Origin of the sequence: Lysobacter sp. 1R34A (assembly GCF_051217035.1) — a bacterium.
Taxonomy (GTDB): Bacteria; Pseudomonadota; Gammaproteobacteria; order Xanthomonadales; family Xanthomonadaceae; genus Lysobacter.
This window is the reverse complement of record NZ_JBPKJP010000179.1, coordinates 1-3,483: the sequence shown is the minus strand read 5'-3', so window position 1 is coordinate 3,483 and position 3,483 is coordinate 1. Positions and strand designations below refer to the sequence as shown.

At 69.7% G+C, this 3,483-nt stretch carries 3 protein-coding genes and 1 pseudogene; 2 read left to right on the top strand and 2 right to left on the bottom strand.

Annotated features, from left to right (window positions below):
• Positions 1-372: pseudogene (locus tag ACSAMQ_RS20195) on the bottom strand (DNA-processing protein DprA); the annotation flags it as partial.
• Between the two features lie 101 nt (positions 373-473).
• Positions 474-1,625, bottom strand: coding sequence for a LysM peptidoglycan-binding domain-containing protein (locus ACSAMQ_RS20190; protein ID WP_435397372.1), 1,152 nt, complete (start codon positions 1,623-1,625; stop codon positions 474-476).
• Positions 1,626-1,783: 158 nt separating this feature from the next.
• Between ACSAMQ_RS20190 and def the strand changes: the two genes are divergently transcribed.
• A complete protein-coding gene (gene def / locus ACSAMQ_RS20185; RefSeq protein WP_435397371.1) occupies positions 1,784-2,296 on the top strand; it encodes a peptide deformylase in 513 nt (170 codons plus the stop codon).
• 178 nt (positions 2,297-2,474) lie between these two features.
• The gene (gene fmt / locus ACSAMQ_RS20180; RefSeq protein ID WP_435397370.1) at positions 2,475-3,398 is read left to right on the top strand and encodes a methionyl-tRNA formyltransferase; all 924 of its coding nucleotides are present in this window, start codon (positions 2,475-2,477) and stop codon (positions 3,396-3,398) included.
• The last annotated feature ends 85 nt before the right edge of the window (positions 3,399-3,483 follow it).

Here is a 3,483-nt window from a genome sequence, read left to right as displayed (position 1 = left end):
GACCACGGCCACCGCCGGATGCCAGAGCAGGGCCGGTTCGCCGGCGACGAACAGCGCCAGCGGCGGGTTCGGCGCGCGCCGCAGCAGGCCGGGGTAGTCGGGATCGTGCCAGCCGACCAGGTGGTGGCGGGGCGCGTGCAGCCAGTCGAGCGCCCGCGCCAGGGCGTCCTGGTCCGGCGCACGCAGGGCCTCGATCTGCTTGGGGGTGAGCCCGGCGGCTTGCCACTGGCTGGTGCCGGCGGCCAGGGCGGCGGCCGGGCTGGGGTGAAGTTCGAGGAGTTGACGCCGTGCGGCGGCGCCGCCGCCGGCGGCGATGAGGGTCAACAGGGCGTGGAGGTCGTCGTCGGACAACTGGATCTGGGGCGAGGGCATGCACCAGCCTAGCCTGCAAACGACGACGGCGCCCGAAGGCGCCGTCGTGGATCGCTGTAGGAAAAGCCCGCAGGCCTTTCCTCAGAGGTCAGGCAGACCGATCAGTAGGCCGCATCGGGATGCTTGAGCTCGTAGCCGACCTTGGTCTGGCGCACGCCGTCCATGATCAGGCCGTAGCTGACCTTGTCGAAGGTGCGGAACACCATGACGTGGCCGGAGAACTCGTCCGGCAGGCGCACGCGCGAGGCCTTGCCGACCAGGGTCGGGTCGCGGTCCGGACCGACCTTGACCCGGTCGACGGCGCGGGTGCCGACCCGCCAGGTCGAGAACACCGTGCCGTTGTCGACGCCGTCGCGGGCACCGACCGACAGGGCGATCACGTCGCGCGGGCCGCCGTGCTTGACCAGGTCGGCCACGGCCAGGACCTGGGCGCGACCGTAGTCGAACTGTGCCTTGGGCGGATGCGGGAAGAACTGCAGGTCGTAGGGCTGGGCTTCGACCGGGATCAGACGGTCGCCGACGCGGATTTCGCGGCCGGTGTCGTCGATGACCAGGGTGCTGGCCTCCATCCCGTTCTCGGCGCCGCGGCTGACGGTACCGGTCGAAACCTGCATCAGCTCGTAGCCGAGCAGCTCGCGGCCCTTGTCCGGCACGACCACGTCGGTCCAGATGGCTTCGAAGTCGACCGTGCGGCGACCGCGGAAGTCCAGGTCGGCGGCGCGCATGATGTCGCAGCAGGCCACGCGATCCAGGCGGGTGTAGCGCTGGGTCGGGCGGACCACGGCGTAGCGCGTGCCCGGGGTCTGGTCCGGCAGGTTCTTGATGTAGGCGACCTGGCCCTGGGTGACGCGCAGGCGGTCCTCTTCCAGGCCGACCACGTAGGGCAGGTGCTCGAACTCGTCCACGACCCGAAGGTTCTTCAGGAACGGCTCGATGTCCGACAGCGGGATGCCGCTGATCGGGGCTTCCTGGCGCGGACCCGGCTTGACCTGGGCCGCGACGCGGTCGAGGTAGGCCAGCGAGATCACGTCGCCCGGATAGATCAGGTGCGGATTCTTGATCTGCGGGTTGGCCTGCCAGATTTCCGGCCACAGCCACGGCCGCTTCAGGAAGCGAGCCGAGATGTCCCACAGGGTGTCGCCCCGTTTCACCACGTAGGTGTCGGGGTGGTCGCCACGCAGTTCCGCCGCAATGGCGTACGTGGCAACAGTCAGCAACGCGGCGGCGAAAACCGCGCGGATCGGTTTAAACATGGCGGCCATCTACCTGATTCCCCTTCCAGGTTTGCCCTCTGCGGGCACCCGGACTATAGCCCAGAAGCTGCGAACGTTAGCAGGCCTTTGCAGCCTATAACGGGGTTACAATGCAACCAAAGCTTGCGTATGTGACCCACGCCCCCATTTTCGACGCCATGGCCCTGCTCCCAATCCTAGAATTCCCCGATCCGCGTCTGCGGACCAAGGCCGTGCCGGTCGACGCCGCGCACGTGACCTCGCCGCAGTTCCAGAAGCTGCTCGACGACATGTTCGAGACCATGTACGAATGCCCCGGCATCGGCCTGGCCGCGAGCCAGGTCGACGTGCATCAGCGCTTCATGGTGATCGATGTGTCGGAAGAAAAGAACCAGCCGCTGGTGTTCGTCAATCCGGAGATCGTCGCCAAATCCGGCGAGCAGGTCTACCAGGAAGGCTGCCTGTCGGTGCCCGGCATCTTCGCCGACGTGACCCGCGCCAACGAGATCACGGTCAAGGCGATCGGCCGCGACGGCGCGGCGTTCGAGCTCAGCGCCGACGGTCTGCTCGCGGTGTGCGTGCAGCACGAGATGGATCACCTCGACGGCAAGCTGTTCGTCGACTACCTCTCGCCGCTCAAGCGCGAGATGGTGCGCAAGAAGCTCGCCAAGCAGCGCCGCCAGTCGGCCTGAGGGCCGCATCGGGGCGGGAGTGGGGAATCGGCGCGCCGCCGTGCGGCGCGCGCGGGTTTTCTGCTCCCGTTCCTCGTTTCTGTAGTCTTGCCCGCGCGGCGTCCGCCCGGGCGCGATGATGCGCGCCGGTCCGCCGGTCTTTAATTCCCAGTCCCCGATCCCCCATTCCCGAGCCCCCATGCGCATCGTATTCGCCGGTACTCCCGACTTCGCCGTGCCGAGCCTGCGCGCGGCCGCGCAGCGCAACGAGGTCGTGGCCGTCTACACCCAGCCCGACCGCCCCGCCGGGCGCGGCCGCGAGCTGGCGCTGTCGCCGGTCAAGCGCGAAGCGCTGGCGCGCGGCTTGCCGGTGATGCAGCCGGAGAACTTCAAGAGCGCGGCCGCGCGCGCGGCCCTGCGCGAACTGCAGCCCGACCTGATGGTGGTGGTGGCCTACGGCCTGATCCTGCCGCAGTCGGTGCTCGACATCCCGACCTACGGCTGCTGGAACGTGCACGCTTCTTTACTGCCGCGCTGGCGCGGCGCGGCGCCGATCCAGCGCGCGATCGAGGCCGGCGACCGCGACAGCGGCGTGTGCCTGATGCAGATGGAGAAGGGCCTCGACACCGGCCCGGTGCTGTTGTCGCAATCGCTGGCGATCGGCGAGGCCGAAACCGGCGGGCAGTTGCACGACCGCCTGGCCGCGCTCGGCGCGCAGGTGCTGAGCGACGGCCTGGGCCTGTTGCGCGCCGGCATGCGCCCGGTCGCGCAGCCGCAGCCTCAGGACGGGGTGACCTATGCGCACAAGCTCGACAAGGCCGAGGCGCGCCTGGACTGGACCCAGCCGGCGCCGGCCTTGGCGAACAAGGTGCGCGCCTTCAATCCCTGGCCGATGGCCGATGCGAACATCGCCGGCGAGCGCGTGCGCGTGCACGGCGCGATCGCGGTGCCGCTGCAGCACTCGTCCGAACCCGGCAGCGTGCTGCAGGCCGGGCGCGAGGGCATCGACATCGCCTGCGGCGAAGGCGCCCTGCGCATCCGCGTGCTGCAACGCGACGGCGGCAAGGCGATCACCGCCGCGGATTATTTGAACGGCCGGCGCGACCTCGCGGCCGCGCGCTGAGCATGAGCGACCGGCCTGCCCCGTCCGACCGAGCGCGCGGCAGCGCCGCGCACGCCGACGGCCTGCATAGCGGCAGCAAACCGCG

What these genes read in the sequence shown, in the direction of transcription:
- ACSAMQ_RS20190 (WP_435397372.1), bottom strand. Translation starts at nt 1,625, where the DNA reads ATGTTTAAACCGATCCGCGCGGTTTTCGCCGCCGCGTTGCTGACTGTT.
- def (WP_435397371.1), top strand. Translation starts at nt 1,784, where the DNA reads ATGGCCCTGCTCCCAATCCTAGAATTCCCCGATCCGCGTCTGCGGACC.
- fmt (WP_435397370.1), top strand. Translation starts at nt 2,475, where the DNA reads ATGCGCATCGTATTCGCCGGTACTCCCGACTTCGCCGTGCCGAGCCTG.